Raw genomic sequence first — 26,866 nt, 5'->3', positions numbered from 1 at the left:
AGTGTCGATGACCAAGATCGTGATTTCCGAATTCATGGACGAGGGCGCCGCCGCCAGCCTCGAGGACCGAGCCGAGGTGGTCTTCGATACCGGCCTGGTGGAGGATCGCGCGGCCCTGCTGGCGGCGGTGGCCGACGCCCAGGGCCTGATCGTACGTAACCGCACGCGGGTGGATGCCGAGCTACTGGCCGCCGCGCCGCGATTGAGGGTGGTCGGTCGCCTGGGCGTCGGGCTCGACAATATCGACCTGGCCGCCTGTGAGGCCCGGGACGTCATCGTCAAGCCGGCCCATGGCGGCAACGGCAGCTCGGTGGCCGAGTATGTGCTGACGGGGGCCTTGATGCTGCGTCGCCGGGCCTACGCCTCCAGCGTCTCCATGCTCGCGGGGGGGTGGCCGCGCCAGGCGCTCATCGGTCGTGAGGTGGCCGGCAGCACCCTCGGGCTGGTGGGCTTCGGCGCCATCGCCCGCGAAACTGCTCGCCGCGCGCGGGCCTTGGACATGAAGGTAGCGGCCTTCGATCCGCACCTGGCGTCGGATGCCCCCGAGTGGGCAGGTGTCACCCGCCACGAGAGCCTGGACGCATTGATCGCGTCCTCCGATGTGATCAGCCTCCACGTGCCCCTGACCGAGGCCACCCATCACCTGATCGATGCTGCCGCCTTGTCGCGCATGAAGGCCGATGCCGTGCTGATCAATGCCTCCCGCGGCGGAACGGTGGACGAGGAGGCACTGGCGGAGGTGCTGCGTCAGGGGCGGCTGGCAGGGGCCATGCTGGATGTCTTCGAGCAGGAGCCGTTGCCCGCGGGCTCGGCGCTCGAGGGTGTCCCGAACCTGATACTGACTCCCCATATCGCTGGCGTTACCCACGAGTCGAACGCACGCATCAGTCAGATGACCGCAGACGCCGTTCGCGAGGTGCTGGAACAGGAAGAGGTGAGCGCATGAGCGAGAGTGTCGAGCTGGATGTCGCCCAGGCCAGGGAGCTGGCCCTGGCCGCCATGCGCGGCCGTGGCTTCGGCGAGGCCGAGGCCGAGGCCACCGTGGTGGCCCTGCTGGCGGCGGAGCGTGACGGCCTGCCGTCTCACGGACTTTCTCGGTTGCCCTATTACCTTGACCAGGTGGCCAGTGGCAAGGTCGACGTCGCAGCGGTGCCACGGCTGGAGTGTGACGGTGCCGTGGTGCGTATCGACGCCGGTCACGGCCTCTCCTTCCCCGCCATCGATAAGGGGCTGGAGGCGGGTTACGAGGTCGTGGCGCGTCTTGGGGTGGCCGCGGTGTCCATCGCACGCTCTCATCACTTTGGCGTGGCGGGCGCCCCGGTGGAGGCCGCCGCGCGGCGCGGCTACCTGGCCCTGGCCTTCAGCAATGCGCCCTCGGCCATGGCGCCCTGGGGCGGCAATCGCCCGCTCTTTGGCACCAATCCCATCGCCTTCGCCTGCCCCCGACGGGACGGCGATCCGCTGCTGCTGGATCTGTCGCTGTCCAAGGTGGCCCGCGGCAAGGTGATGCTGGCCAGCAAGCAGGGCGAAGCGATTCCCGAGGGCTGGGCCCTGGATGCCGAGGGCCGGCCGACCACCGATGCCGAGGCGGCGCTGGCCGGCAGCATGCTGCCGGCGGGGGATGCCAAGGGCGCAGCGCTGGCGCTGATGGTGGAGCTGCTCACCGCGGGACTGGCCGGCAGCCACTTCGGCTTCCAGGCGACCTCCTTCTTCGACGCCGAGGGCGAACCGCCGAGCATCGGTCATCTGATCTTGATGTTCGATCCGGCGCGTTTCTCGCCAGGCGTCCTGGAGCACGTCGAAGCGCTGCTCGCTGCCATGCAGGACCAGCCAGGCGTGCGACTGCCCGGGGATCGACGCTACGCCCGGCGCCGGGAGTCCGCGACGCGGCTGACCCTGCCGGCGGCACTGGTCGCCGAGCTCGATAGCCACGCGGCGCTGGCCTGAGCGGCTATCCGTCTGCCGGAGCCGGACCGGTGGAGGCCCGAAGCACGAGCGAGGCGTCCAGCAGGCGACGATGAGGAGGGCGCTGGCCGCCGATGCGGGCGATCAGGGCATCGGCCACCTGGCGCCCCATTTCGCTTGCTGGAACCGCGACCGTGGTCAGTGGGGGCGACATGAACCGTGCCTGCGGGAGATCGTCGAACCCCGTGATCGACAGGGCCTCTGGCACGTTCACGCCTGCGCGCTGGGCGGCCAGCAGGATCCCGAAGGCGAGGGTGTCGTTCCCGCAGAGAATGGCGGTGGGCGGCATCGCCAGGTTCATGAGTGTCTCGAAGGCCTGGGCCCCTTCGGCGATGCCATAGTTCACCGTGATGATACGCTCCGGCGGCAGGGGGCATCCGGCTGCCATGAGGGCCTGCCGAAAACCCGCCAGGCGGGCTCGGGCACGGTCGTTGCCCTCGGTCGGGGCGCTGACCACCGCCACGCGCCGGTGGCCCAGCGTCAGCAGGTGCTCTGCCAGGCGCCGTGCCGGAGCCGCGTTGTCGAAGCCGATGCTCGGCCACTCAGGGGTATCATCGCCATTCCAGCAGGTCTGGAACGGTAGCCTGCGTCGCTCGAGCAGGGCGTGTACCGCCGGGCGATGTTCGTGGCCGATCAGGATGACGCCGTCGATGCCCTGCTGGACCAGGGTGCGCAAGGCGTGTAGCTCATCATCCAGATCATACCGGTAGGTGGCGATCAGCAGGCGACAGTCGTGGCGCTTGAGCCTCTGTTCCAGGCTGTCGATCATCGTGCCGAAGATGGGGTTGTCCAGCGTCGGTACCAGGGCGCCAATGGCTCCTATGCGTCGGGAGGCGAGGGCCCGGGCGGTACCGTCGGGCACGTAGCCGAGCCGGTCGATCGCGGCCTCGACGCGTTCGCGTAATCGATCGCTGACGTGTGGGGCCCGATTGAGAACGCGCGATACCGAGGCCGTCGAGACACCCGCTTCCCGAGCGACGTCTCCCAGCAGCGTGCGCTGTGTCTCCTTGTGCGTCATGGCGTCTCGCGCTCCCTGGCAGGATCCGTCCTGCTTCGGTCGGAAAGGAGGAGGGCAGTTTTTTCTGGACAAGTCATGTAGAGGAGTCTAGGTTGGGGTGTGAATTGTAAGCGCTTACAAAATTTGTTTCCCCAGTATAGGTCTCGGTGGGGGATCGGCAAGCGAGGCGCGGCCTCCCAGCCCGGATGAGGCGCGCGGGGCCTCACCGGACAGACGACAACAAGACACCGCGGGAGCTCATCACCATGTCGGATTCACCACGCAAGACACCAGGCAATGGAGCCAGGCGCGGCCTGATGTGGCTGGCCCTGGGCCTGTTCGCCGTCTTCTTCCTCAACGTCGCCATGCAACGCTTCTGGCCGGAGCTCTACGGCATCACTCCGGTCCTGGAAGCGGTGCTGCTGGTGATCGCCACGGCCTCTTTCATCTCCGGATGCTTAAGGCTCGAATCACGGCAGTCCTCCACGCCATGACCGACGGTCTGGCTGGCTTCAACAATAACTCGCTTCAATAACAATCATGAGGAGCACGCTGATGTCACCCTTGCAAAGACCTTTCCTTCGCGGTCCCGAGGCCGCCGCAGCACCAGAGCGGCCCGAGCGGCGGCAGTTCATGGGCGCCGTGGCGCGTTACGGCTTCAGTGCCGCGGTGATCGGCGCCGTCGGCGGCACGCTGTTCTCCGAGCGCGCCATGGCGGCGACGTCCCAGGAGGAGAACGAGCGCGAAGCCGCCGCCGAGACCACTCTGGTCATGGCCACCGGCTATACCCTGGGGGCCTCCCGGGCCTATCCGATCATGCAGCTCAACTTCAAGGAGAACCTGCAGAACTTCACCGGTGGTCGCCTCTACGTGAAGCTGTCGCCCGGTGGCCAGCTGGGAGCGGGTGGAGCGCTGATCACCAAGGTGCAGAACGGCACCATCGCCATGGCCCAGCACTCCATTTCCAACCTCTCGGCGTTCGCCCCCGAGGTCGATCTGATCAACATTCCCTACTGGTGTGGTGACAACCAGCGGTTGATCAACCTGGTCACCTCCCGAAGCTGGCGTGACGTCGTGCATGACAAGGTCGAGGCGCGCGGCTTCAAGGTGCTCAACTACATCTGCATCGATCCGCGTTCCGTGGCGGTGCGTGACGGCCTGCTCGACGGTCCCGTTCGAACCCCCGAGGACATCGAGGGGATCAAGTTCCGGGTGCCGTCCTCGGAGATCCTGCAGAAGGTCTATCGCCTGGCCGGGGCCAACCCCACGCCGGTGGCCTGGGGCGAGACCTCCTCGGCGATGAAGCAGGGCGTGGCCGATGCCCTGGATCCCAGCGTCCAGGCGCTGCTGGTGTTCGGCTTCACCGATGTGCTGTCGAGCATCTCCACCATCCAGTCCGTCCCCGATGCCCAGGTCTATACCTGCAACAAGGCCTGGTTCGACGCCCAGCCCGCGGCCATCCAGGAAGGCATCCTCCAGGCCGCCGATGTCACCTTCCGCGAGAACCTGGCCAAGGTGCCGGCGGCGCGGGCCTGCGCCTACTACCAGATGCGCGAGGCCGGGGTCTCGATCTACTCGCCCACCGAGGACGAGCTGGCCCAGTGGAAGGAGCGCTGTGGCCACCAGCTGCCGGCCTGGGATGAGACCAAGCGTGAGCTGGCCGGGTCCCTGGACGTGTTCGACGAGCTCCTGGCTGCGACGGAGGTGTCGAATGGCTATTACGTCGACAGCGATATCTAAGCGGGGGGCGGGGCACGCCTTTCGCATGCGCTGTGATCGCATCGACCGCAAGAGCGAGCGCTGGCTGCTGCTGACCTTCTACGCGCTGATCATCCTGACGGTCGCCATCGAGGTCATTCGTCGCTTCGCCCTGAACTATTCGTCGGTGTGGGGAGAGGAGCTGGCGCGCTACGCCTTCATCTACCTGGCCTGGATCGCCGCCGCGGCGGCGGTCCGTGACCGCGCTCATATCCGTATCGACGTGCTGGTCAATCTCGGTGGCCCACGGGTGCAGCGCCTGGCCTGGTGGCTTTCCGACATCGCGACCCTGGTGCTGGCAGTCTGGGCACTGTGGCTGTCGGTCTCGCCGGTGCTGACCTCGCTGAACTTCGGTTCGGTAACGCCGGGGCTGCGCGTGTCCCAGGCCGTCTTCCTGGCGGCGATCCCCGTCGGTTTCCTGTTGATCGCGTGGCGAGTCGTCCAGACGATGCTGGCGGATGTCCGCCGCATGCGTCGCGGAGAACCGCCCTTCGACGGCCACAAGTTGTTCGACTGAGGAGGTCTGCCATGGAATTTCTTGCAGTGCAGCAGGCCGCCGCCGATCTCGGCTGGACCTTCTATGGGCCCCTGGCTCTCCTGGTCGGGCTGATCGTGTTCGGCGTGCCGGTCTGGGTGTCCATCGGCCTGGGCACCCTGGGCATGCTGACGATGACCGAGACGCTGCCGCTGTCGGTGTTCGGCGAGTCCCTGTTCGAGGGGATCAATGCCTTCGCGCTGATCGCCGTGCCGCTGTTCATCCTCACCGGGGATGCGCTGGTGCGCTCGGGGCTGTCGGACAAGCTGCTCGACGTCGCCGAAGCCAGCGTCGGTGGCATGCGCACCGGGCTTGGCAGTTCCACGACCCTGGGCTGTGGCTTCTTCGCCTGCATCTCGGGCTCCGATGCCGCCGGTGCGGCAGCGGTGGGGCGCATGACCATCCATCGCCTGGTGGAGCGTGGCTATCCCTTGCCGGCGGCCTGTGCGCTGGTGGCCTCGGGCGCCTGTACCGGCATCCTGATCCCGCCGTCGATCGCCTACATCGTGATGGGCCTGGTGCTCGGCATGTCGGCCTCGACCCTGTTCCTGGCTGCCGCCATCCCCGGCGTGCTGGTGATGCTCTCGGTGATGATCACCAATGTGGTGATCAATCGCCTGCACGGCTTCGAGGGAGATCGGGCACCCTTCTCCTGGCGTCGCTGGATCGCCACGGCATGGGACGCCCGGTGGGCGCTGTTCGTGCCGGTGGTGATCCTCGGCGGCATCTACTCGGGGCTCTTCACCCCCACCGAGGCGGCCGCGGTGGCCGTGGTGGTCGTGGTGATCATCGGCCTCCACCAGGGCCGCCTGACGCTCGGCGACATCCCGCGGATGCTGGAGTCCTCGGCCCGGGTGTGCGGGGTCATCGTGCCGATCATCGCCGTGTCCCTGCCGCTGGCCCAGACGCTGGCCAGCCTGGACATCCCCCAGACGCTGGTGAGCGGGATCGGCGGGCTGACCGACTCCCCGTCGATGATGATCCTGCTGATGATCGGCATCCTGGTCCTGGCCGGCTGCGTGATGGAGACCACGCCCAATATCGTGATCCTGGCGCCCCTGCTGCTGCCGGTGGCCCATCAGGCGGGGATGAACGACTTCCATTTCGCCATCATGATGGTGACCACCCTGGGGCTGGGCTTCATCACGCCGCCGCTGGGGCTCAACCTCTTCGTGGTGTCGGGGCTGACGCGCTGTTCGATCCTGTCCATCGCCCGCTATGCCTTCCCCTTCGTGCTGGGCATGCTGCTGGTGGTACTGCTGATCGCCTTCGTGCCCTGGCTATCGACCTGGGGGCTCTAGGCGAGGCCCAAGGAGCATGGCACGGATGCCATCTCCTCGCAGCAAGATTGTAAGCGCTTACATGAATGGCGCGACGATATCGATACACACCTGGCGTTCCTTGCGAACCCCGCAGGCGCCAGAGCAGGGCGGCTCCCCGTCCTGCAGCGAGATCCGGGCCCTTCGGGCAGCGGTGAATCAACGATAAGCAACCCAGCGAGAGGAAAGCACAATGGCAATTCACTACTACAAGAAAGCCGAGAAGAATGCGTCCACCGGCTACGACCAGACCCAGGAGATCGTCTCCCGGATGCTGGCCGAGATCGAGGCCGAGGGGGAGAGCAAGGCGAAGGAATACTGCCGCACCCTGGATGGTTGGGAGGGGGACGTCGTGGTGAGTCGCGAGCAGATCGAGGCGGCCAAGCACAGGGTGCCCGAGCAGCTCAAGCGGGACATCCACTTCGCCTACGAGCGGGTGAGCGGCTTTGCGGCGGCCCAGCGTGACAGCATCGGGGAGTTCGAGCGTGAACTGTCGCCGGGCCTGTTCGCCGGCCAGAAGCTGATCCCGATGGAGACCGCCGGCTGCTACGTACCCGGCGGCCGCTATGCCCATATCGCCTCGGCGATCATGAGCGTGGCCACCGCCAAGACGGCGGGCGTCAAGAACGTCGTGGCCTGTTCCGTGCCCCGGGACGAGAACGGCATCCACCCGGCGATTCTCTATGCCATGGACCTGGCCGGGGCCGATATCATCCTGCAGATGGGCGGGGTCCAGGGCATTGCCTCCATGGCCTTCGGTCTCTTTACCGGCAAGCCGGCCGATATCCTGGTCGGGCCCGGCAACCGCTTCGTGGCCGAGGCCAAGCGTCAGCTCTTCGGCCGCTGCGGCATCGACATGTTTGCCGGGCCCACCGAGATCGGCATCATCGCCGACCAGGCGGCGGACCCGAACATCGTTGCCGCCGACCTGGTAGGCCAGGCCGAGCATGGCCCCGATTCCCCGGCCTGGCTGTTCACCACCTCCCGTGAGCTGGCCGACGCCGTGACCGCGCTGATGCCCGGCCTGATCGAGGCACTGCCAGAGACCCAGCGCAAGGCGGCGGACGCGGCGTGGCGAGACTACGGCGAGATCGTTCTCTGCGACACCCGCGAGGAAGTCGTCGAGGTCAGCGACCGCTACGCCTCCGAGCACCTGGAACTGCAGGTCGCCGATCTCGACTGGTGGATGGCGCGGCTGACCAGCTATGGCTCGCTGTTCGTCGGCGAGGAGGCCACCGTGGCCTTCGGCGACAAGTGTTCCGGGACCAACCATATCCTGCCGACCAAGGGCGCGGCGCGCTACACCGGCGGCCTGTGCGCCCAGAAGTTCCTCAAGATCGTGACCTACCAGCGCCAGAGTCGTGAGGCCACCCGCAGCGTGGCGGCGGCCACCGCCCGCCTGTCGCGCTGCGAGGGCATGGAGGGGCATGCGCGCACCGGCGATGTCCGGCTGGCCAAGTACTACCCGGCCGAGACCTTCGACCTGGTGATTCCCGAGGAGGTATGAGATGCGGCCAAGCTTCGATCTCGATGGCCAGGTAGCCCTGGTCACCGGCGGCAGCAGCGGCCTGGGACGGGCCATGGCGTCGGCGCTGGCCGCCGCGGGCGCCCGGGTGGTGGTCGCCGCCCGGCGTCGTGAGGCCCTGGAGGAGAGTGTGGCGGCGATCGAGGCTCAGGGCGGCCAGGCGGCCGCCCTCGTCGCCGACCTCGCCGCCCCGGGCACCCTGGAAGAGACCGCCCGGCGGGCGGCGGAGCCCTTCGGGGCGGTGACCATCCTGGTCAACGCCGCCGGCGTCAACCTGCGCCAGCCCATCGAGGACGTGGACCTGGAGGCCTGGCAGCTGACCCTGCAGCTGCATCTGGGCACGCCCTTCTTCCTCGCCCGGGCCCTGGTGCCCGGCATGCGGGAGGCTGGCTACGGGCGCATCATCAACCTGGCGTCGCTGCAGTCCCAGCGCGCCTTCCCCGACAGCGCGCCCTACGGGGCCGGCAAGGGCGGGATCGTCCAGCTCACCCGCGCCATGGCCGAGGCCTGGTCGCGCCACGGCATCAACGCCAATGCGATCGCCCCGGGCTTCTTCCCGACCGAGCTGACGGCGCCGGTCTTCGACGACCCCGACTCGGCGGACGCCCTGGCGGCACGAACCGCCATCGGGCGTAACGGCTCGCTGGAGGATATCGCCGGTCCCACGGTCTTTCTGGCGTCCCCGGCCGCCGGCTATGTGACCGGCCAGACCCTCTATGTCGATGGCGGCTTCACGGCCAAATGAGCTCACACCGCTTGGAGAGCGTGTCATGCAAGCACTCTATTATGTCGGGCCCGAGCGGCTCGAAATGCGCGAGACCCCACAAGCCCCGCTGGCCGAGGGCGAGTCCCGGGTACGCATCCAGGCCACCGGCATCTGCGGCTCCGACCTGCATGCGTACCATGGCCATGATCCGCGCCGTCAGCCGCCGCTGGTCCTGGGCCATGAAGCGGCCGGCGAGGTGGTCGAGGGCGCCCTTGCCGGCAAGCGGGTGACGATGAACCCGCTTATCGTCTGCGGTCAGTGCGACTACTGCCTCGAGGGGCGCCAGAACCTCTGCAGCCATCGCACCATGATCGGCATGACCCGGCCCGGCACCTTTGCGGAGACCCTGACCATCCCCGATCACTGCCTGATCGAGGTGCCCGACTCCCTGTCCGCCGTGGCCGCGGCGCTGACCGAACCGGCAGCCACCGCGCTGCATGGCATCAATCGACTGGAGCGGGCACTTCCCAGGCCGCTTTCCGAGGCCAGGGTGCTGGTCATCGGCGCCGGTGCCGTGGGCCTGCTGGCCGGACTGATCCTGCGTCACAAGGGGGTGCGAGACCTGCGACTCGCCGATACCAATCCGCTGCGCCGGCAAACCGCGGAACAGGCCGGCCTTGCGACACTCGATCCGCGGGACGACATGCCGGAGGCGGATGCGTTCGAGGCGGTGTTCGATTGCGTCGGCGCGGCGCCGACTCGACAGACGGCTGTGCGATCCGTGCGTCCCGGTGGAGCCATCATGCACCTCGGGCTGCAGGACAACGAGGGAGGCCTGGATGTCCGCGCCATAACCCTCAAGGAGGTGACCTTCCTTGGCGCCTACACCTACACCCCCACCGACCTGCGAGCCACCGTCGACTTGCTCGACTCCCAGGCCCTGGGTCCGCTTGACTGGGTCGAGGTGCGTCGGCTCGACGAAGGGGCCGAGGCCTTTGCCGAGCTGGTGGCAGGGCGTACCCCGGCCGCCAAGGTGATTCTCGAACCGTGAGGTTTCCCGAGGGATCCTGACCGGGCGGCCATGAAGGTGAGAGACAGGCACGCGGCGGTTCCTGGCCTGGCGGCGGGAGGCGGGGGAGGGAGTGTCGATGCCGCCGGCCTTCCCGATGGGCCTCGTGTTGCTGCTGTCGGCCATCACCGTCGTCCCACTCGTCAAAGGGGCCCGTGTCGGGGGCTTGCGGGGAGAGCCGGGGGGCCGAGGTGACGGCGCTCGACACGGCATCGAGACGGGGCGTGGTGACCTCGCCGGCCCTGTGGTCCCTCGCCAAGCGGCGTCGATCGGCGATGCCGTTGGCGAGGGGCCTGAGGCGCTGTGGCAGTATGGCAGGACAGCCCTGGTACGCCCTCGTGCCCCCGTCTGGCTGTTGTGCATCGCGGCATGCTCAGGTATGAATATCCGGTCTAACCCATGCAAGATTCCAATAACTAGCGGGAGATCCAACGTGAAGATTGGTGCACCCAAGGAGCTCGCCAAGGGCGAGGCGCGTGTCGCGCTGACCCCCGACAGTGCGAAGTTCATCCAGAAGCTTGGACACGCCTGCCTCATCGAGAGCGGGGCCGGCGAGGCGGCCGGCTTCGATGACGCGGCCTATCGCGAGGCCGGCGTCACCGTGGTCGACGGCGCCGAGGCGCTGTGGACCGAGGCCGAGGTGGTGATCAAGGTCCGCGAGCCCCTCGAGGAGGAGGCCGAGCGCCTGCGCGAGGGCCAGACCCTGATCAGCTTCTTCTGGCCGGCCCAGAACGAGGCCATGCTGGAGGCGTGCCGCGCCAAGGGCGCCACCGTGGTGGCCATGGACATGGTGCCGCGTATCTCGCGGGCCCAGAAGATGGACGCGCTGTCGTCGATGGCCAACATCGCCGGCTATCGCGCGGTGATCGAGGCCGGCAACCACTTCGGCCGCTTCTTCACCGGCCAGGTGACCGCCGCCGGCAAGGTGCCCCCGGCCAAGGTGCTGGTGATCGGCGCCGGCGTGGCGGGGCTTGCCGCCATCGGCACGGCGACCAGCCTCGGCGCCGTGGTGCGCGCCTTCGACGTGCGACCCGAGGTCGCCGAGCAGATCGAGTCGATGGGCGCCGAGTTCCTGTTCCTCGACTTCGAGGACAGCCAGGACGGCTCCGAGAGCGGCGGCTACGCGGCGCCCTCGAGCCCCGAGTTCCGCGAGAAGCAGCTCGAGTGCTTCCGCGAGCAGGCGCCTGACGTCGACATCGTCATCACCACGGCGCTGATCCCCGGCAAGCCGGCGCCCAAGCTGTGGCTCGAGGACATGGTCGCGGCCATGAAGCCCGGCTCGGTGGTCGTCGACCTGGCGGCCGAGAAGGGCGGCAACTGCGACCTGACCCGGGCCGACGAGCGGGTGGTCTCCGACAACGGGGTGATCGTGGTCGGCTACACCGACTTCCCCTCGCGCATGGCGACCCAGTCCTCGCTGCTCTACGCCACCAACGTGCGTCACATGCTGACCGACCTGACCCCCGAGAAGGATGGGCAGATCGCGCACGACATGGAGGATGATGTCATTCGCGGCGCCACGGTGACCCATGAGGGTGAGGTCACCTTCCCGCCGCCGCCGCCCAAGGTGAAGGCGATCGGCGCGGCCAAGCCCAAGCCCAAGGAGAAGGAGCCGACGCCGGAGGAGAAGAAGGCCGCCGAGCATGCCGCCTTCAAGGCGCAGACCAAGCGCCAGGTGTCGCTGCTGGCGGTGGGCGGTGCGCTGATGCTGCTGCTCGGCCAGGTGGCCCCGTCCTCCTTCATGCAGCACTTCATCGTCTTCGTGCTGGCCTGCTTCGTCGGCTTCCAGGTGATCTGGGGCGTCAGCCACTCGCTGCACACGCCGCTGATGGCGGTGACCAATGCCATCTCCGGCATCATCATCCTGGGGGCGGTCCTGCAGATCGGCTCGGGCAGCGTCGTGGTCGGCGTCCTGGCGGCGATCTCGGTGCTGATCGCGTCCATCAATATCGTGGGTGGCTTCCTGGTGACACGCCGGATGCTCGCCATGTTCCAGAAATCCTGAGCGGCGGAGAGACGACATGTTGGGTCAAGGATTCGTTTCTGCCGCGGCGATCGCGGCAAGTGTACTGTTCATCCTCTCGCTGGGGGGACTGAGTAACCAGGAGAAGGCCAAGCGCGCCGTCTGGTACGGCATCGTCGGCATGGCGGTGGCGGTCTTCTTCACCGCCTTCGGGCCGGGCATCGGCGGCTACTGGTGGATGATCCCGATGATGGCCATCGGGGCCGGCATCGGCGTCTACGTGGCCGGCAAGGTCGACATGACCGAGATGCCCCAGCTGGTGGCGGCGCTGCACAGCTTCGTGGGCCTGGCCGCGGTGTTCGTGGCCTGGAATGCCGACCTGGAGCGGCGCCGGGTGATGGCGGCCCGCGCCATCGAGGCCAGCTCCCAGGAGTTCTCGGCCTTCGCCGCCCTGGTGGCGGAGAAGACCCCGGCCGAGCTGACCTTCCTGCAGGTCGAGGTGGTGCTGGGCATCTTCATCGGCGCGGTGACCTTCACGGGCTCCGTGATCGCCTTCGGCAAGCTCGCCGGCAAGGTGGACGGCAAGCCCAGGCAGCTGCCCGGCGGGCACCTGCTCAATGCCGGTGCGGCGGCGCTCTCGCTGCTGCTGGCCATCCTCTACCTCAACGGCGCCGGCTTCTGGACCCTGCTGGTGCTGGCGGCCCTGGCCTTCTTCATCGGCTACCACCTGATCATGGGCATCGGCGGCGCCGACATGCCGGTGGTGGTGTCGATGCTCAACAGCTATTCCGGCTGGGCCGCGGCGGCCATCGGCTTCACGCTCTCCAACGACCTGCTGATCGTCACCGGCGCCCTGGTGGGCTCCTCGGGCGCGATCCTGTCGTACATCATGTGCAAGGCGATGAACCGCAACTTCATCAACGTCATCCTGGGCGGCTTCGGCGGCAGCCAGGGCCCGGCGGCGGAGATCGAGGGCGAGCAGGTGGCCATCGACGCCGGCGGCGTCTCCAGCGCGCTGAACGACGCCGATAGCGTGATCATCGTGCCGGGCTACGGCATGGCGGTGGCCCAGGCCCAGAACGCGGTCAGCGAGCTGACCCGCAAGCTGCGGGCCGCCGGCAAGGAGGTGCGCTTCGGCATCCACCCGGTCGCCGGCCGCCTGCCGGGGCACATGAACGTGCTGCTGGCCGAGGCCAAGGTGCCCTACGACATCGTGCTGGAGATGGACGAGATCAACGATGACTTCGCCTCCACCGACGTGGTGATCGTCATCGGCTCCAACGACATCGTCAACCCTGCGGCCCAGGAGGATCCCAACAGCCCGATCGCCGGCATGCCGGTGCTCAAGGTGTGGGAGTCCAAGCAGGTGTTCGTCTGCAAGCGCGGCCAGGGGACCGGCTACTCCGGCATCGAGAACCCGCTGTTCTTCAAGGAGAACACTCGGATGTTCTACGGCGATGCTAGGTCGAGCATCGACTCGCTGCTGCACCTGATCGACTGACCCGTCCGCCCGAGCCGCCCGTCGGCTCGGGTGGCGTGGAGTGCCGGCGCGTCGAGGCGCGCCATCGAGACGCCCCTTCACGGGGCGTTTTTTCGTTACAATCCCCTCTCCATTCAGCTTCCCGGGGCGATCATGTCAGACCAACCCATGCGCGTGGCGGTGCTCGGCGGTGGCAGCTTCGGCACCGCGCTTGCGAGCATCGCCGCCGACAACGGGGCCGAGGTGCGCCAGTGGCTGCGCGACCCCGAACTGGCGGCGCAGATCAACCGCGAGCACCGCAACGGCCGCTACCTCCCCGACTACGCCATCAACCCTGCGGTGGTGGCCTCCACCGCCATGGGCGAGGTGCTCGAGGGCGCCGAGCTTGTGCTGGTGTCGATTCCCTCCAAGGCCTTCCGCGAGGTGGTGCGCCAGGCGCGCCCCTGGCTCGACGCGGGCCAGATCCTGGTCAGCACCACCAAGGGTATCCAGGAGGAGGGCTTCAAGCTGATGAGCGAGCTCCTCGAGGAAGAGACCGGGTTCGCGCACATCGGCGTGATCTCGGGGCCGAACCTCGCCTCGGAGATCGCCCAGAAGCAGCTCACCGCCACGGTGATCGCCAGCGACGACGCCGAGACCCGCACCCGGGTGCAGACCGCGCTGGGCTGCGACTACTTCCGGGTCTACGCGAGCAACGACCGCTTCGGCGTGGAGCTGGGCGGGGCGCTCAAGAACATCTACGCCATCGCCGCCGGGATGGCGGCGGCGCTGGGCATGGGCGAGAACACCCGCAGCATGCTGATGACCCGGGCGCTGGCCGAGATGAGCCGCTTCGCGGTGAACCAGGGCGCCAACCCCATGACCTTCCTGGGGCTCGCCGGCGTCGGCGACCTGATCGTCACCTGCTCCTCGGCGCTCTCGCGCAACTACCGCGTCGGTCAGGCCCTGGGCGAGGGGCGCACCCTCGACCAGGCCGTCGAGGCCCTGGGCCAGGTGGCCGAGGGGGTCAACACCGTGCGCCTGGTGCGCGACAAGGCCCGCGAGGACGGCGTCTACATGCCGCTGGCCGAGGGGCTCTACCAGGTGCTGTTCGCGGGCGTGCCGGCCCGGGAGATGGCGCGGCTGCTGATGCAGGGCGAGCAGAGCAGCGACGTGGAGTTCGTGCTGCCGCGGGCCGACGTCCGCCAGGATCGCCGCGACGGCGGGGGGGCGGCATGACCGGCGCCGAACGCCTGCTGATCATGCGCCACGGCGAGGCCGCGCCCGGCGCGCCGGATGTCGAGCGCGTCCTCACCGCCCGCGGCGAGCAGGAGGCCGAGCGCATGGGCCGCTGGCTCGCCGCCCGTGCCGACCTCGATCTCGCCCGCCTGCGCCTGGTGGCGAGTCCCTACCGGCGCGCCCGGCAGACCGCGGCGCGGATCGCCGCGCCGCTGGGCCTCGAGGTCGAGACCCTGGCGCGGATCACCCCGGACGACCCGCCCGGCGCGGTGATCGACTGGCTGCTCGACGCGCCCGACGACCGCCCGCTGATGCTGGTCAGCCACATGCCGCTGGTCGCCGCCCTCACCGGGCTGCTGGTGGAGGGCCGCCCCGAGCGCGGCCCCGGCTTCGCCACGGCCGCCGTGGCCGAGCTCACGGCCGAGGTGCGCGCCGCGGGCTGCGCCCGCCTGGCGCGCTTCACCACGCCCGCCGACATCAACGACCAGGAGGTCCCGTGAGCTATATCGTCACCAATCGCATCCACGTGAATCCGGGCTTCGAGGACGAGTTCGAGGCGCGCTTCCGGGCTCGGGCCGGGGAGATCGACAGCCAGCCGGGGTTCAGGGCCATGCGGGTGCTGCGCCCCCGGGGCAACCAGGCGCCCTACGTGGTGGAGACGGAGTGGGAAAGCCAGGACGCCTTCCGCGCCTGGGTCGGCAGCGACGACTTCAAGCGTGCCCACGCCAACCCCTTGCCGGCCGAGGCCACCGCCGAGGGCGGCGGCATCGAGCAGTTCGAGGTGGTCGAGGGCACCGAGGCGCGCGGCACCGCCTGAGCGACGCCGGGTGCTCCCCTAGATCACGCCGGCGGCGGTCAGGCCGAAGGCGCCCAGGGTGATCGTCAGGCTGGCCGTCAGGGTGGTCAGGGCAATGATATTGGCGGTGAGGGGAGCGTTGGCGCCCATCGCCTTGGCCATCACGAAGGCGGCGGCGGCCGTGGGACTGGCGAAGAACAGGAACATCACCCCCAGCGCCGGCCCCTCGAAGCCCACCAGCCAGGCCGCCCCGGTGCAGAGCGCCGGTAGGGTGACCATCTTCAGCAGGCTGGCCCCGAACGCCAGGCGCCCGGAGTGGCGCACCTCGCGAAACGAGAGCGTGGCCCCGATGCAGATCAGCGCCAGCGGCAGGGTCAGCGAGGCGAAGTAGTCGCCGGAGGTGGCCAGCCAGCCGGGCAGCGTCCAGCCCGAGGCCGCCACCGGCACGGCCGCGGCCACCGACAGGATCAGCGGGTTGGTGGCGATCTGGCGCAGCATATGGCGCCAGTCGGCGCGCTGATCCGGCTGGAATGCCGTCAGCACGATCACCGAGCAGGTGTTGTAGGTCAGGATCACCACCCCCAGCAGCAGGCTGCCGGTGGAGAGGCCGACGTCGCCGTACATGCCGGCGGCGAGTGCCAGGCCGACGATGCCGCAGTTGCCGCGAAAGGCCCCCTGGATATAGACCCCGCGCTCCCGGGAGGGCACCCGCAGGGTCGCCCAGCCCCAGCAGAAGAGGACGCTGGCGAGCGTCGCCAGGGCGTAGAAGCCGAGCAGGGCCGGGTCGAGGCTGGTCTCCAGGTCGGCACGAATGATGCTCAGGAAGATCAACGCCGGCATGGTGCCGCGGAACACCAACAGCGACGCGGTCGACACGAAGGGTGGGTCGATCCAGCGCAGTCGCTTCAAGATGAGGCCCAGAAAGACCATCGCGAAGACCGGCAGGGTGATCTCGAGGGTCTCGAGGAAGAGCGCCGAAAGCCCCATGGCCTAGCGTGCCAGCCAGAGGCCGACGATCACGGCGCTGATCACGGTGACGAAGAATACCCGGTTGCGGGCGCGGGTATCGCGGCTGGGCTTGCGGGAATCGGCCAAGGTAAGCTCCTCTCTGTGGGGTTGCCGCCAGGGGACGACTTGGCGAACCATGGTAATCCCGTTAGCCTGCTATCGCCAGAAGGGCACCGGCCGGCTGTCCCCAAGGAGCCTCCATGCCTCGATCCGACTCGACCCCGCGTCTCCCCCTCGTCTTCGCCCATGCCAACGGCTTCCCGGGCCAGAGCTACCGCAGCTTCCTGGCGCCGCTGGCCGAGCGCTTCGACGTGCACCCGCTGGAGCGCCTCGGCCATCACCCCGACTTTCCGGTAGGGCACAACTGGCTGGCCCTGCGCGACGAGCTCCTCGCGCATCTCGCCGAGCGCCCCGGACCGGTCGTCGGCGTCGGACACTCCATGGGCGGGGTGCTGATGGCCATGGCGGCCGAGCGCGCGCCCGAGCGCTTCCACGGCGTGGTGATGCTCGACCCGCCGCTGATGCTCGGCCTGGATGCCCTGGTGATGAAGGCCGCCAAGCGGCTGAAGCTGGCCGATCGCGTCACGCCGGCCGGCCGCACCCTCGGGCGGCGCGACACCTGGCCCAGCCGCGAGGCGATGGTCGAGTACCTGCGACGCCGGGGGCTGTTTCGCGGCTTCACCGACCGGGCCCTCCAGGACTACGTGGACGCCGGCACGCGGACGCTCGACGATGGCCGCGTGGTGCTGGTCTACGACCCCGACATCGAGGTGCAGATCTTCCGCCACCTGCCCGATCACCTCGACGACCTGCCCGCCCGGGCCCGGGTCCCCTTGGGCGTGCTCGCGGGCAGCGAGTCCCGGGTGCTCACCCCCCATCGCCGGCGCCGGCTGCAGCGCCGCGGGGTGCGCGTCGCCGAGGTCCCGGGCGGGCACATGTTCCCCATGGAGGTTCCCGAGGCGACCCGTACGGCGCTGCTGGCGATGCTCGACGACCTGCTGGGGCGCGCCTCATGAGTGCCTCGTACGCTCCTCCTGCTCCCCGCTCCCTGAGCCTCTGCGACGGACGCCTGGCCGCGCTCTCCTGGGGTGAACCCGGGGCGCCCACCTGGCTGGCCCTGCACGGCTGGCTCGACAACGCCGCCAGCTTCTCGCGCCTGGCCCCGCGGCTGGTCGAGCGCCTGGGCATCCGCGTGGTGGCCCTCGACTTCGCCGGCCACGGCCTGTCGGCGCATCGCGAGGGGGGCTATGCGCTGTGGGACTACGTCCACGACCTGCTCGACGTCGCCGACGCCCTCGAGCTGGCGCGGCCGACCCTGCTGGCCCACTCCATGGGCGCCGGGGTGGCCGGCCTTGCCGCGGCCGCGCTGCCCGAACGGGTCGAGCGACTGGTGCTGATCGATGGCCTGGGCGCGGTGACCACCGAGGCCGAGGAGGCCCCGGTCCAGCTGCGCAAGGGGCTGCTGGCCGTGCGGCGCGCCCGGACCCGGGCAGCGAGCGCCTCGGGCACCCGGGCACCGAGCTATCCTGATAGCGAGGCCGCCGTGGCGGCGCGGGTCGCCGGCGGGGCGACGCCCATCGATGCCGAGACGGCGCGCCCGCTGATGCGGCGCAACCTCGAGGACGTGTCCGGCGGGCGGGTCCGGTTGCGCACCGATGCGCGCCTGCTGCGTCCCTCGCCGGTGCGGCTCTGTCCCGAGCAGCTCGACGCCATGCTCCGCGCGCTCGAGTGCCCGGTGCTGCTGGTGGAGGGCACGACCGGGATCCTCGGCGACCGGCCGCGGGCGCGCCGGGTGCGGGGCGAGGTGGCGCATCTCACGCGTCGGGTGCTGCCGGGAGGGCATCACCTTCACCTGGAGCCGGCGGCCGCGGGTGAGGTGGCCCGTGCCATCGCCGACTGGTCGGTCCTCGAGGGGGCGCACGAGCCCCTTCATGACCGCCGGCACGAGAGGGAGGGCGGATCGTGAATCCACAGCAGCGGGTCGCCAGCCCCCGCGACAAGACGGTCGCCCTGGTGCTCGGCAGCGGAGGCGCGCGGGGTTATGCCCATATCGGCGTGATCGAGGAGCTCGAGGCCCGCGGCTATCGCGTGGTGGCGGTCTCGGGCTGCTCCATGGGGGCCCTGGTGGGCGGGGTCTATGCGGCGGGCCAGCTCGCCGCCTACCGCGACTGGGTCTGCCAGCTCGACTACTTCGACGTGCTGCGGCTGGTCGACGTCACCTGGAGCCCGATGGGCGCGATGCGCGCCAACAAGGTGATGAGCAAGCTCGAGAGCCTGATCGACGATATCCGCATCGAGGACCTGGACATCGCCGTGACCACCGTGGCCACCGACCTGACCCGCCAGCGCGAGGTGTGGTTCCAGAGCGGCGCGCTGCTCGAGGCGATCCGTGCCTCCATCGCCGTGCCCGGGGTGATCACTCCGGTGCACCGCGGCGACCAGGTGCTGGTGGACGGCGGCCTGCTCAACCCGCTGCCGATCATTCCCACGGTGTCGGCCCAGGCCGACTTCGTGATGGCGGTCAACGTCACCGCCCACAGTCCGCGGCCGGTGAGCCTGGAGGAGCTGCTGCCCCCCGACGAGGCGGCCGAGGAGCAGGCGCGGGAGCAGGCCCGCGACGCCGGTGGCGTCGACTTCGCCAGCTGGATCGACGGGGTGCGCGGGGCCGCCCGTCGGCTCTTCGACGGCCTGGGTGCCCCCAACGGCAATGGCCACGGCGGCGCGGCCCGGGGCGGCGGCAAGAAGAGCCAGCTGGACGAGGCCCTGGAGCGCGATCGCCGGGAGTGGGGACGCCTGGACATGGTGCTGGCCTCCTTCGACATCACCCAGGCGGCGCTCGCCAAGTACAAGGTGGCGGGCTATCCGCCGGACGTGCTGATCGAGGTGCCCAAGACGGTGTGCGGTGCCTACGAGTTCCACCGCGCCGAGGCCCTGATCAGCCTCGGCCGCCACCTGGCGGTGGATGCCCTGGACCGCTTCGAGGGGCTGACCCATCCGGGCTGGGGCGATCAGGCGATCGTCGTCGAACCGACGGGCGATGACACGGACGAAGGCGCCGGGGAAGCCGCCGGCGAGGAAACCGGCGAGGAGCCGGCGCCGTCCTGAGGGAGAATGGCGGGTCGCGGGCCGGCGGTGAGCCGCTCAGGCCTCGCTGCCGCGCCGGCGCAGCAGCACATAGACCGCCCCGGTGCCGCCGTCGATGGCGGTGGCCGAGCAGAAGGCCAGCACGCTGGGCCACTCGCGCAGCCAGGCATTCACGTGGCTCTTGATCACCGGGTAGTCGCGGGTGCTGCCCCAGGCCTTGCCGTGGACCACCAGCACGCAGCGTCGGCGGCGGTCGGCGGCGTCGCGCAGGAAGGCCTCGAGCTCCTCCCGGGCCTCCTCCAGGGTGTGGCCATGCAGGTCGAGCCCCGCCTCCCAGGCGAGCTGGCCGCGCTTGAGCTGCTGGCGGGTGCGCCAGGGCAGGTCGGGGAGGGCGAAGTCGAGGAACTCCGAGGGGCGTACCGGTTCCACCCGGCCATCCGAGGTGCGCCCGCCGCCGGCGAGGTCGTCGGCGACCGTGGTGGCGGCCGCGCGCCGCTCCGCCGCGGCCGTATCGCCCCGGCGCCGGCGCCCGGGATCGGCCCGGTTGCTGGCAATGGGGCGCACGCCGGCCTCGCGGAGGGCCTGGCGGAAGGCGTTGATCTCGTCGTCGTCCGGGACGTGGCGATCTCGACTCATGGGACCATCGGGTGAAGGAGCGAGCCGCCAGTATACCGCCCCAGCCGTGGCTGTGAACCGCGGGCCCGGTTACAATCTGGGGTCGTCACCCCGAACCCCTCGACACCAGGAAGCTCCGTGGCCGACTCTCTCCCCGATGCCTCTACGTCCACCCTCGTGCTCAGCGACGAGGCCTTAAGCGACGGTCTGATCACCCTTCGCGACTGCCTGCGCTGGGCCGCCAGCGAGTTCCACCTGGCCGGCCTGCACTATGGCCACGGCACCGCCTCCGCCTGGGACGAAGGCGTGGCGCTGACCCTGGGCGCCCTGCACCTGCCCTGGAACGTCGACCCGGCGGTGCTCGAGGCCCGGCTGCTGCCCATGGAGCGCGCCCGGATCGTGGCCCTGGTGCGGGCGCGCATCGAGACGCGCCGGCCGCTGCCCTACCTGCTGGGCGAGGCCTTCTTCGCCGGCCTGCCCTTCAGCGTCGACGAGCGGGTGCTGATCCCGCGCTCGCCGATCGCCGAGCTGATCGAGCACGGCTTCGCCGCCTGGTTCCCCGACGAGCCGCCCGCCCGGGTGCTGGACCTGTGCACCGGCTCGGGCTGCATCGGCATCGCCACGGCGCTGCACCTGCCCACCTGCGAGGTCGACCTGGCCGATATCAGCCCCGAGGCGCTCGCCGTGGCGCGCCAGAACATCACCCGCCACGACGTGGGCGAGCGGGTGCGCGCCGTGGAGTCCGACCTCTTCGCGGGCCTTGCCGGCCGGCGCTATGAGCTGATCGTCTCCAACCCGCCCTACGTGGACAGCCGCGACCTGACGACCATGCCCGCCGAGTTCCGCCACGAGCCGTCGCTGGCGCTGGGGGCCGGCACCGACGGCCTGGACATCGTGCGGCGCATCCTGCGCGAGGCGCGCGACTACCTGAGCGACGACGGCGTGCTGATCGTCGAGGTCGGCAACTCCGATCACCACCTGGAAGCGGCCTTCCCCGAGGTCCCCTTCCTGTGGCTGGAATTCGAGCGCGGCGGCCAGGGCGTGTTTGCCCTGAGCGCCGCCGAACTCGACGCCCATGCCGCGTCCTTCGCCTGATTTCCCCTATTCCTTCTCCCGACCCCAGGAGGCGCGTCCATGTCCGGTAACACCTTCGGCAAGCTGTTCACCGTCACCACCTTCGGCGAGAGCCACGGCCCGGCGCTGGGGGCCATCGTCGATGGCTGTCCGCCGGGCCTGCTGCTTTCCGAGGAAGACCTCCAGCACGACCTGGACCGCCGCCGTCCCGGCAGCTCCCGCCACACCACCCAGCGGCGCGAGGCCGACCGGGTGCGGATCCTTTCCGGAGTCTTCGAGGGCGTGACCACCGGTACCGCCATCGGCCTGCTGATCGAGAACACCGACCAGCGCTCCACCGACTACTCGAAGATCAAGGACCAGTTCCGGCCGGCCCACGCCGACTACAGCTATCACCACAAGTACGGCATCCGCGACTATCGCGGCGGCGGGCGCTCCAGCGCCCGGGAGACCGCCATGCGCGTGGCGGCCGGCGCCATCGCCAAGAAGTACCTGGCGGCCCAGGGCATCACCGTACGCGGCTACATGAGCCAGCTTGGCCCCATCGCCATCGACTTCAAGCAGTGGGAGGCGGTGGAAGAGAATCCCTTCTTCTGCCCCGACCCAGAACGGGTGCCGGAGCTCGAGGCCTACATGGACCAGCTGCGCCGCGACCAGGACTCGGTGGGCGCGAAGATCAGCGTGGTGGCCGAGGGCGTGCCGCCGGGGCTGGGGGAGCCGGTCTTCGATCGCCTGGACGCCGAGCTGGCCCATGGCCTGATGAGCATCAACGCGGTGAAGGGCGTGGAGATCGGCGACGGTTTCGCCTCGGTGGCCCAGCGGGGCAGCGAGCACCGTGACGAGCTGACCCCCGAGGGCTTCCTCTCTAACCACGCCGGGGGCGTGCTGGGTGGCATCTCCAGCGGCCAGTCGATCATCGCCCACCTGGCGCTCAAGCCCACCTCCAGCATCACCACCCCCGGACGCTCCATCGACGTTCACGGCCAGCCGGTGGAGATCGTCACCAAGGGCCGCCACGACCCCTGCGTGGGCATCCGCGCCACGCCCATCGCCGAGGCGATGATGGCGCTGACCCTGATGGATCACCTGCTGCGCCAGCGTGGCCAGAACGCCGAGGTGAAGGTCTCGACGCCCCGCCTGCGTTGAGCCGCGCCGGGCGGCATGGCTGCTACACTTCAGGCGTCCATCCACACGAGTGACGCCATGAAGATCAACGTCGAATTCGACCTGACCCCCGAGGAGTTCCGTCAGGCGCTGGGCCTCCCCAACGTGGAGGCCTTCCAGAAGGACCTGCTCGACCGGATCCAGAAGCAGATGGAGTCGGGCGTCGAGGGGTACGACCCGATGAGCCTGATGCAGCCCTTCCTGCAGCAGCAGGGGCTGTCGCAGAACCTGACGCAGGGCCTCTCCCAGGGGCTCTCCAGCTTCGGCAACTACCAGCAGATGATGCTCGACATGCTCTCCCGGGCCGCGGCCAGCGCCGGCAGCGGCGAGGCCACCGACGAGGCGGCCTCCGGCGAGGCATCGTCCTCCACCAGGAAGTCCTCCACCGGCAAGGCGTCCTCCCGTGCCGCCAGCGCCCGCTCCCGCGCCAAGCGCGAGGGCTGATGGCGGGCGCCCGCGCTTCGACCTTCGCCGGGGGCGGGCGCAATTCGGTTGCAAGCCCCCGCATCGCCGACTAGGCTTTGTGCAGTGCAACAAGTCGTTCGTTACCGAGCCGCCAGGAGGGATTCGACAATGCAGGACAAGATGATCGATGCATTCAACGAGCAGACCCGTCAGTTCTTCGAGCCGATGCGCAAGCTCAACTCCCTGATGCTGAACAACATGGAGAAGATGACTCAGTATCAGATGGAGTCCATGAAGCGCTACAGCCAGATGGGCACGGAGCGTCTGCGCGATGCCAGCGAGCTCTCCGATGCCGAGAGCGTGCGCGAGTTCGGCGCGCGCCAGGCCGAGATGATGAACGAGCTCTCCAAGCAGATGCTCGAGGATGCCAAGGCCATGAGCGAGATGAGCCTCGAGTTCAAGGCCGAGCTCGAGAAGCTCTACGCCGAGTCCGGCAAGCAGCTCGCCGAGCAGGCCGAGAAGGCCGGCCAGACCGCCAAGGCAGAGGCGACCCCGTCGGAGCAGCCCGCCAAGGCGACCAGTCAGTCCGCGTCGCGCAAGCGCTGATTTTCCCGCTCGTCACCACGTCGCACCGATACTCGCCCCGCGGGTATCGGTGCCCGGCGTTCCGGCCGCGGCCGGTGCGTCGCGAGGTCAGGCCTACCCGCACGGGGCGAGCGCCGGCGTAAGGTCGGCGGTCGGTCCGAGCGGTCTATTTGAACAACAGGAGGGGGCAATGCAGTCAGGGGTGCACGCACCGACACCGGCGGAGCTGGAGGCGTGGAACGCCCAGCTCTCGGCGATCGGCGAGGAATATCGGGCCTTGATGCAGGATCTGCTGGCGCGCATGGTGCCCAGCGACGCCGCGGAATCGGTCCATGACGACATGCGGCGCAGCTTCCAGGCCGGCGCCGAATCGCTGATGCGAAATCCGCCCCTGCTGTGGCAGACCCAGTCGCGCCTGCTTCAGGACCAGGCCCAGCTGTGGCAGCAGTCGCTGCGCCGGCTCGCCGGCGAGGAGGTCGAGCCGCTGGTCACCCCGGCCAAGGGGGATCGCCGCTTCAAGGACGACGCCTGGCGCGAGGATCCCTACTACCTGGCGATCATGCAGCAGTACCTGCTGTTCTCGCGCCTGGTGGAGGAGCTGATCGAGCGCCTGGATGGCCTCTCGGCGGACCAGAAGCGCAACCTCGGCTTCTACGCGCGTCAGCTGGTCAACGCCATGGCGCCGACCAACTTCGTCACCACCAATCCCGAGGTGATGCGCAAGACGCAGGAGACCCGCGGCCAGAACCTGGTCGAGGGGCTCGCCCGCCTGCGCGAGGACCTGGCCAATTCCGCCGAGGGCCTCAACGTCACCATGACCGATCGCAGCGCCTTCGCCATCGGCGAGAACATCGCCGTCACGCCGGGGGCGGTGGTCTTTGAAAACGAGCTGATCCAGCTGATCCAGTACACGCCGACCACCGAGCAGGTCTACAAGACGCCGCTGCTGGTGGTGCCGCCCTGGATCAACAAGTACTACATCCTCGACCTGCGTCAGGACAACTCCCTGGTGCGCTGGCTGGTGGAGCAGGGCCACACCGTGTTCCTGATCTCCTGGCGCAACCCGGGACCCGCCCAGCGCGACCTGACCTGGGCCGACTACATGCAGCTCGGGCCCATCGACGCCATGGGCGCCATCGAGCAGGCCACCGGCGAGAAGTCGGTCAACCTCCTGAGCTACTGCATCGGCGGCACCCTGACCGCCTCCACCGTGGCCTACCTGACCAGCACCCGGCGCGGCCGCAAGGTCAAGTCGGTGACCTACATGGCCACCCTGCAGGACTTCCGTGATCCCGGCGAGATCGGCGTCTTCCTCACCGAGCCGGTGCTTGCGGGCATCGAGGCCAAGCTCGCGCGCGACGGCTACCTCGACGGTCGCGTCATGGCCTACTCCTTCAACCTGCTGCGCGAGAACGACCTCTTCTGGTCCTTCTACATCAACAACTACCTGAAGGGGGACGCCCCGGCGCCCTTCGACCTGCTCTACTGGAACACCGACGGCACCAACCTGCCGGCCGGCACCCACGCCTGGTACCTGCGCCACATGTACATGGAGAACCGGCTGGTGCAGCCCGGCGGGATCGAGCTCGACGGGGTCAAGATCGACCTGCGCAAGATCTCCACGCCGAGCTACTTCGTCTCCACCCGCGAGGACCATATCGCCAAGTGGAACAGCACCTACTACGGCGCGCTGCTGCCCAAGGGGCCGGTGACCTTCGTGCTGGGCGGCTCCGGACACATCGCCGGGGTCGTCAACCCGCCGAGCAAGAACAAGTACGGCTACTGGACCAACGACGCGCTGCCGGAGACCGCCGAGGCGTGGCTCGAGGGGGCCGAGCAGCACGAGGGCTCCTGGTGGCCGCACTGGCAGGCCTGGATGACCGACAACGGCTACGTCGATACCGAGAAGACGGTGCCGGCGCGTCAGCCCGGCGACGGCGAGCTCGATATCCTCGAGCCGGCCCCCGGTCGCTACGTGCGCATGACCATCCCCGAGGTGCTGGGCGAGGAGGCATAAGCGCCGAGCTGCAAGCGCCGAGCTGCAAGAAACCCCGAAGGCCTCGGCCTTCGGGGTTTCTTTTGCGTCAGTGGGGTTTCAAGCTACCGCTTGGCCGCTAGAGGCGCCGCTTGCGACGCAGCCCCGGCAGCACCAGCAGGGCCGCGAGCAGCCAGGCGGGCCAGCTGCCGGTGCGGGTGAAGGGGGTGAGGCCCTCGGTCGCCGTGACCTCGCCCTCGAGCACGGCGGTCTCGAACTGCGGGGCCCGGGCAGTGACCCGGCCCCGGGCGTCGATGAGGGCGGTGACGCCGTTGCTGGTGGCGCGAATCACCGGGCGGCCGTTCTCCAGGGCGCGCAGGCGCGCCATCTGCAGGTGCTGCAGCGGCCCGATCGAGGCGCCGAACCAGGTGTCGTTGGAGACCGTCAGCAGCACGCCGGCCTCCCGGGCCTGCTCGGCCACGAGGTCGGCGTAGATGATCTCGTAGCAGATGGCGTTGCCGATCATGAGGCGGCCGACCCGCATCGGCGCCTGCCCCTCCGGGCCCGGGGTCATGGCCGGGGCGGGCAGGTCGAAGAAGGCGATGGCGCCGCGCAGCAGCCGCTCCAGCGGCAGGTACTCGCCGAAGGGCACCAGGTGCGCCTTGCGGTAGGCCCCCTCCACGTCGCCGCGGCCGACCACGCTGTTGTAGAAGCGGCCCTGGGCGTCGCGCTGCAGGATGCCGGTCAGAAGCTCCGTGCCTTCCGGCAGGGCGGCATGGGCGCGCTCGAGGATCGGCGCGGCCTGGTCCTCGAACATCGGCAGCGCGGCCTCGGGCCAGATCACCAGGTCGACGTCGTCGAGCCCGCGGGTCAGGCCGAGGTAGGTCTCGACGGCGCGACGCTGCCCCTCGGGGCGCCACTTGATCAGCTGGGGCAGGTTGCCCTGCAGCAGGGCGACGCGCACCGGGTCGCCCTGGGGCGTGGTCCACTGGGCCGGCAGGGCCAGCGGTGCCAGCCACAGCGCGGCGAGCGGGGCCGAGGCCCACCAGTGGCGGCGCAGCAGTTCGACGCCGAGGCTGCCGGTGAGGGCGACGATCAGTGACAGCAGGTAGACGCCGCCCACCGGGGCCCAGGGGGCCAGGGGCGAGTCGACCTGGGCGCTGCCGAGCAGCATCCAGGGGAAGCCGGTGAAGAGCCAGGTACGCAGCCATTCGCCGAGCACCCAGGCGCCGGCGAAGGTGAGGGCGGCGAGCCGCGGCCCGCACAGCCGCCGGTAGAGCCCGAGGATGAGGGCGAAGAACAGCGCCAGGCCGACGACGAAGAGCGCCGTGAGCAGCAGCGCCAGGGGCACCCCGGTGTAGCCATAGTCGTGGATCGAGACGTAGACCCAGGAGGCCCCGGAGCCGAACAGGCCGATGCCGTAGCAGAGGCCGCGCAGGGCGGCCTGGCGGGGCGCCAGGGCGGGCAGCCCGAGATAGACCAGGCCGGCGGCGACTGGGCCCAGCCACCAGAGCGAGAAGGGGGCGGTGCTGAGGGTGGTCAGGCCCCCGGCGACCAGGGCCAGCAGGCAGCCCAGGGCCGGGGGCAGGCGAACGTCAGCCATCGTGTCCATCCATGGCAGGGGG

General features: G+C 69.5%; 26 protein-coding genes. 22 read left to right on the top strand and 4 right to left on the bottom strand.

All coding sequences use genetic code 11. The annotated features are described in order from the left end of the window. Positions 1 to 7 precede the first annotated feature (7 nt). A complete protein-coding gene (locus FIU83_RS12765; RefSeq protein WP_152484392.1) occupies positions 8 to 946 on the top strand; it encodes a hydroxyacid dehydrogenase in 939 nt (312 codons plus the stop codon). Further along, the gene (locus FIU83_RS12760) at positions 943 to 1,947 is read left to right on the top strand and encodes an Ldh family oxidoreductase (RefSeq protein ID WP_152484391.1); all 1,005 of its coding nucleotides are present in this window, start codon (positions 943 to 945) and stop codon (positions 1,945 to 1,947) included. The genes FIU83_RS12765 and FIU83_RS12760 overlap by 4 nt, the downstream gene beginning before the upstream one ends. A 4-nt stretch (positions 1,948 to 1,951) precedes the next feature. On the opposite strand, the gene FIU83_RS12755 is transcribed toward FIU83_RS12760, so the two are convergent. Next, a complete protein-coding gene (locus FIU83_RS12755) occupies positions 1,952 to 2,983 on the bottom strand; it encodes a LacI family DNA-binding transcriptional regulator (protein ID WP_152484390.1) in 1,032 nt (343 codons plus the stop codon). Between the two features lie 245 nt (positions 2,984 to 3,228). Here FIU83_RS12755 and FIU83_RS12750 point away from each other — a divergent pair, with 245 nt between their 5' ends. From FIU83_RS12750 to FIU83_RS12695, 12 genes are all read left to right on the top strand, one after another. Further along, on the top strand, positions 3,229 to 3,456 hold the full coding sequence (locus FIU83_RS12750; protein WP_152484389.1) for a hypothetical protein: 228 nt from the start codon (positions 3,229 to 3,231) through the stop codon (positions 3,454 to 3,456). A gap of 70 nt (positions 3,457 to 3,526) precedes the next feature. Next, positions 3,527 to 4,702 (top strand): TRAP transporter substrate-binding protein, encoded by a 1,176-nt coding sequence (locus FIU83_RS12745; RefSeq protein WP_216645033.1) that lies wholly within the window; start codon positions 3,527 to 3,529, stop codon positions 4,700 to 4,702. A gap of 25 nt (positions 4,703 to 4,727) precedes the next feature. After that, positions 4,728 to 5,237: a TRAP transporter small permease gene (locus FIU83_RS12740; RefSeq protein WP_152484387.1), complete on the top strand. Its 510-nt coding sequence runs from the start codon at positions 4,728 to 4,730 to the stop codon at positions 5,235 to 5,237. 11 nt (positions 5,238 to 5,248) lie between these two features. Then, positions 5,249 to 6,556, top strand: coding sequence for a TRAP transporter large permease (locus FIU83_RS12735; protein WP_152484386.1), 1,308 nt, complete (start codon positions 5,249 to 5,251; stop codon positions 6,554 to 6,556). A 211-nt stretch (positions 6,557 to 6,767) separates the two neighbouring features. Beyond that, positions 6,768 to 8,081, top strand: a complete 1,314-nt coding sequence (hisD, locus tag FIU83_RS12730) for a histidinol dehydrogenase (protein ID WP_152484385.1) — start codon at positions 6,768 to 6,770, stop codon at positions 8,079 to 8,081. Between the two features lies 1 nt (position 8,082). Further along, a complete protein-coding gene (locus FIU83_RS12725) occupies positions 8,083 to 8,844 on the top strand; it encodes an SDR family NAD(P)-dependent oxidoreductase (protein ID WP_152484384.1) in 762 nt (253 codons plus the stop codon). 25 nt (positions 8,845 to 8,869) lie between these two features. After that, entirely contained in the window at positions 8,870 to 9,856 is a 987-nt protein-coding gene (locus FIU83_RS12720) for an alcohol dehydrogenase catalytic domain-containing protein (protein WP_152484383.1), read from the top strand. Positions 9,857 to 10,307: 451 nt separating this feature from the next. After that, complete coding sequence (locus FIU83_RS12715; protein WP_152484382.1) at positions 10,308 to 11,879, top strand: Re/Si-specific NAD(P)(+) transhydrogenase subunit alpha; 1,572 nt, start codon at positions 10,308 to 10,310, stop codon at positions 11,877 to 11,879. 16 nt (positions 11,880 to 11,895) lie between these two features. Beyond that, a complete protein-coding gene (locus tag FIU83_RS12710) occupies positions 11,896 to 13,338 on the top strand; it encodes an NAD(P)(+) transhydrogenase (Re/Si-specific) subunit beta (protein WP_152484381.1) in 1,443 nt (480 codons plus the stop codon). 132 nt (positions 13,339 to 13,470) lie between these two features. After that, a complete protein-coding gene (locus tag FIU83_RS12705; RefSeq protein ID WP_152484380.1) occupies positions 13,471 to 14,535 on the top strand; it encodes an NAD(P)H-dependent glycerol-3-phosphate dehydrogenase in 1,065 nt (354 codons plus the stop codon). Then, positions 14,532 to 15,035: a phosphohistidine phosphatase SixA gene (gene sixA, locus FIU83_RS12700; RefSeq protein ID WP_152484379.1), complete on the top strand. Its 504-nt coding sequence runs from the start codon at positions 14,532 to 14,534 to the stop codon at positions 15,033 to 15,035. The genes FIU83_RS12705 and sixA overlap by 4 nt, the downstream gene beginning before the upstream one ends. Beyond that, entirely contained in the window at positions 15,032 to 15,352 is a 321-nt protein-coding gene (locus FIU83_RS12695; protein WP_152484378.1) for an antibiotic biosynthesis monooxygenase, read from the top strand. The genes sixA and FIU83_RS12695 overlap by 4 nt, the downstream gene beginning before the upstream one ends. 18 nt (positions 15,353 to 15,370) lie before the next feature. On the opposite strand, the gene FIU83_RS12690 is transcribed toward FIU83_RS12695, so the two are convergent. Next, complete coding sequence (locus tag FIU83_RS12690; protein WP_152484377.1) at positions 15,371 to 16,318, bottom strand: AEC family transporter; 948 nt, start codon at positions 16,316 to 16,318, stop codon at positions 15,371 to 15,373. 221 nt (positions 16,319 to 16,539) lie between these two features. On the opposite strand from FIU83_RS12690, the gene FIU83_RS12685 reads away from it, so the two are divergent. The 3 genes from FIU83_RS12685 to FIU83_RS12675 are packed head-to-tail and all read left to right on the top strand — an operon-like array spanning position 16,540 to position 19,444. Further along, on the top strand, positions 16,540 to 17,355 hold the full coding sequence (locus FIU83_RS12685; protein WP_152484376.1) for an alpha/beta hydrolase: 816 nt from the start codon (positions 16,540 to 16,542) through the stop codon (positions 17,353 to 17,355). Continuing rightward, positions 17,352 to 18,305, top strand: a complete 954-nt coding sequence (locus tag FIU83_RS12680; RefSeq protein WP_152484375.1) for an alpha/beta fold hydrolase — start codon at positions 17,352 to 17,354, stop codon at positions 18,303 to 18,305. The genes FIU83_RS12685 and FIU83_RS12680 overlap by 4 nt, the downstream gene beginning before the upstream one ends. Continuing rightward, on the top strand, positions 18,302 to 19,444 hold the full coding sequence (locus FIU83_RS12675) for a patatin-like phospholipase family protein (protein ID WP_152484374.1): 1,143 nt from the start codon (positions 18,302 to 18,304) through the stop codon (positions 19,442 to 19,444). Before FIU83_RS12680 ends, FIU83_RS12675 begins: the two co-directional genes overlap by 4 nt. 36 nt (positions 19,445 to 19,480) lie before the next feature. Here the strand turns inward: FIU83_RS12675 and FIU83_RS12670 are convergent, their stop codons facing one another. Continuing rightward, on the bottom strand, positions 19,481 to 20,059 hold the full coding sequence (locus FIU83_RS12670; protein ID WP_152484373.1) for a Smr/MutS family protein: 579 nt from the start codon (positions 20,057 to 20,059) through the stop codon (positions 19,481 to 19,483). Between the two features lie 156 nt (positions 20,060 to 20,215). Here FIU83_RS12670 and prmB point away from each other — a divergent pair, with 156 nt between their 5' ends. The 5 genes from prmB (at position 20,216) to phaC (ending at position 25,283) form a co-directional block, all read left to right on the top strand. Further along, positions 20,216 to 21,133 carry a 50S ribosomal protein L3 N(5)-glutamine methyltransferase gene (prmB, locus tag FIU83_RS12665; protein WP_253939469.1) on the top strand — a complete coding sequence of 306 codons (918 nt, stop codon included), beginning with the start codon at positions 20,216 to 20,218 and terminating at the stop codon, positions 21,131 to 21,133. Positions 21,134 to 21,172: 39 nt separating this feature from the next. Next, complete coding sequence (aroC, locus tag FIU83_RS12660) at positions 21,173 to 22,258, top strand: chorismate synthase (protein WP_152484371.1); 1,086 nt, start codon at positions 21,173 to 21,175, stop codon at positions 22,256 to 22,258. Between the two features lie 57 nt (positions 22,259 to 22,315). After that, a complete protein-coding gene (locus FIU83_RS12655) occupies positions 22,316 to 22,720 on the top strand; it encodes a hypothetical protein (RefSeq protein ID WP_152484370.1) in 405 nt (134 codons plus the stop codon). 129 nt (positions 22,721 to 22,849) lie between these two features. Next, positions 22,850 to 23,287 (top strand): phasin family protein, encoded by a 438-nt coding sequence (locus FIU83_RS12650; protein ID WP_152484369.1) that lies wholly within the window; start codon positions 22,850 to 22,852, stop codon positions 23,285 to 23,287. 169 nt (positions 23,288 to 23,456) lie between these two features. Beyond that, on the top strand, positions 23,457 to 25,283 hold the full coding sequence (phaC, locus tag FIU83_RS12645) for a class I poly(R)-hydroxyalkanoic acid synthase (RefSeq protein ID WP_152484368.1): 1,827 nt from the start codon (positions 23,457 to 23,459) through the stop codon (positions 25,281 to 25,283). 97 nt (positions 25,284 to 25,380) lie between these two features. On the opposite strand, the gene lnt is transcribed toward phaC, so the two are convergent. Next, positions 25,381 to 26,844 carry an apolipoprotein N-acyltransferase gene (gene lnt, locus FIU83_RS12640; RefSeq protein ID WP_253939468.1) on the bottom strand — a complete coding sequence of 488 codons (1,464 nt, stop codon included), beginning with the start codon at positions 26,842 to 26,844 and terminating at the stop codon, positions 25,381 to 25,383. Positions 26,845 to 26,866 lie beyond the last annotated feature (22 nt).

The organism is Halomonas sp. THAF5a (genome assembly GCF_009363755.1).
Classification (GTDB): Bacteria; Pseudomonadota; Gammaproteobacteria; order Pseudomonadales; family Halomonadaceae; genus Halomonas.
This window is presented reverse-complemented; position numbering and strand designations above follow the sequence as displayed.

What these genes read in the sequence shown, in the direction of transcription:
- FIU83_RS12765 (WP_152484392.1), top strand. Translation starts at nt 8, where the DNA reads ATGACCAAGATCGTGATTTCCGAATTCATGGACGAGGGCGCCGCCGCC.
- FIU83_RS12760 (WP_152484391.1), top strand. Translation starts at nt 943, where the DNA reads ATGAGCGAGAGTGTCGAGCTGGATGTCGCCCAGGCCAGGGAGCTGGCC.
- FIU83_RS12755 (WP_152484390.1), bottom strand. Translation starts at nt 2,983, where the DNA reads ATGACGCACAAGGAGACACAGCGCACGCTGCTGGGAGACGTCGCTCGG.
- FIU83_RS12750 (WP_152484389.1), top strand. Translation starts at nt 3,229, where the DNA reads ATGTCGGATTCACCACGCAAGACACCAGGCAATGGAGCCAGGCGCGGC.
- FIU83_RS12740 (WP_152484387.1), top strand. Translation starts at nt 4,728, where the DNA reads ATGCGCTGTGATCGCATCGACCGCAAGAGCGAGCGCTGGCTGCTGCTG.
- FIU83_RS12735 (WP_152484386.1), top strand. Translation starts at nt 5,249, where the DNA reads ATGGAATTTCTTGCAGTGCAGCAGGCCGCCGCCGATCTCGGCTGGACC.
- hisD (WP_152484385.1), top strand. Translation starts at nt 6,768, where the DNA reads ATGGCAATTCACTACTACAAGAAAGCCGAGAAGAATGCGTCCACCGGC.
- FIU83_RS12725 (WP_152484384.1), top strand. Translation starts at nt 8,083, where the DNA reads ATGCGGCCAAGCTTCGATCTCGATGGCCAGGTAGCCCTGGTCACCGGC.
- FIU83_RS12720 (WP_152484383.1), top strand. Translation starts at nt 8,870, where the DNA reads ATGCAAGCACTCTATTATGTCGGGCCCGAGCGGCTCGAAATGCGCGAG.
- FIU83_RS12710 (WP_152484381.1), top strand. Translation starts at nt 11,896, where the DNA reads ATGTTGGGTCAAGGATTCGTTTCTGCCGCGGCGATCGCGGCAAGTGTA.
- FIU83_RS12705 (WP_152484380.1), top strand. Translation starts at nt 13,471, where the DNA reads ATGTCAGACCAACCCATGCGCGTGGCGGTGCTCGGCGGTGGCAGCTTC.
- sixA (WP_152484379.1), top strand. Translation starts at nt 14,532, where the DNA reads ATGACCGGCGCCGAACGCCTGCTGATCATGCGCCACGGCGAGGCCGCG.
- FIU83_RS12690 (WP_152484377.1), bottom strand. Translation starts at nt 16,318, where the DNA reads ATGGGGCTTTCGGCGCTCTTCCTCGAGACCCTCGAGATCACCCTGCCG.
- FIU83_RS12685 (WP_152484376.1), top strand. Translation starts at nt 16,540, where the DNA reads ATGCCTCGATCCGACTCGACCCCGCGTCTCCCCCTCGTCTTCGCCCAT.
- FIU83_RS12680 (WP_152484375.1), top strand. Translation starts at nt 17,352, where the DNA reads ATGAGTGCCTCGTACGCTCCTCCTGCTCCCCGCTCCCTGAGCCTCTGC.
- FIU83_RS12670 (WP_152484373.1), bottom strand. Translation starts at nt 20,059, where the DNA reads ATGAGTCGAGATCGCCACGTCCCGGACGACGACGAGATCAACGCCTTC.
- aroC (WP_152484371.1), top strand. Translation starts at nt 21,173, where the DNA reads ATGTCCGGTAACACCTTCGGCAAGCTGTTCACCGTCACCACCTTCGGC.
- FIU83_RS12655 (WP_152484370.1), top strand. Translation starts at nt 22,316, where the DNA reads ATGAAGATCAACGTCGAATTCGACCTGACCCCCGAGGAGTTCCGTCAG.
- FIU83_RS12650 (WP_152484369.1), top strand. Translation starts at nt 22,850, where the DNA reads ATGCAGGACAAGATGATCGATGCATTCAACGAGCAGACCCGTCAGTTC.
- phaC (WP_152484368.1), top strand. Translation starts at nt 23,457, where the DNA reads ATGCAGTCAGGGGTGCACGCACCGACACCGGCGGAGCTGGAGGCGTGG.
- lnt (WP_253939468.1), bottom strand. Translation starts at nt 26,844, where the DNA reads ATGGCTGACGTTCGCCTGCCCCCGGCCCTGGGCTGCCTGCTGGCCCTG.